The organism is Serratia sp. H1w, from assembly GCF_000633355.1.
In the GTDB taxonomy this organism is placed as follows: domain Bacteria; phylum Pseudomonadota; class Gammaproteobacteria; order Enterobacterales; family Enterobacteriaceae; genus Chania.
Genome location: NZ_AYMQ01000163.1, coordinates 1 through 497, shown reverse-complemented (window position 1 = coordinate 497; position 497 = coordinate 1). Strand labels below are relative to the sequence as shown.

Genomic DNA, 497 nt, shown 5'->3' with positions numbered 1-497 from the left:
CAGCTCCGTCATTACCGTGGCGGCTCGGTCGTTCACCAGTACTACGACCACAACACGCAACAGCACAAACGCCAGAAACTGAGCCAGGAGGAGATGCTGTGGCGTTACGTCAGCCACATCCCGTCCCGACACTTTAAAATGGTGCGTTACTACGGCTTTCTGGCCAACCGCAAGCGCGGCACGCTGTTGCCTAAGGTTTACGAAGCGTTGGAGATGACACCGCGCGAGAAACCGCAGAAACCGGGGTTCGCGGTGCTGATGAAAGTCTTCCTGGGTAGCGACCCGTACCAGTGCATCCTGTGCAAGGGCCGGCTGCGTTTTTCCGGCGCAGTGGCGGGCGCTCACGCCACCAAAATGCTCTCTGACAGGCTGCAGAAGATGGCAAAAAAACGATGGCTTCAGACCCCGGTGCTGGATAAGTTCGCCTGAAAAATGGTTTTTAGATTAAAAACACATCAAAACTGGTATTATTATCAATAACATTTTGCTATGCCACG

1 protein-coding gene is annotated in these 497 nt (G+C 53.7%); it reads left to right on the top strand.

Annotated elements, in window-relative coordinates; translation table 11 throughout:
- A partial coding sequence (locus U869_RS0127930) for an IS91 family transposase (protein WP_025124019.1) occupies nt 1-429 on the top strand: 429 nt, incomplete at its 5' end.
- Nucleotides 430-497 lie beyond the last annotated feature (68 nt).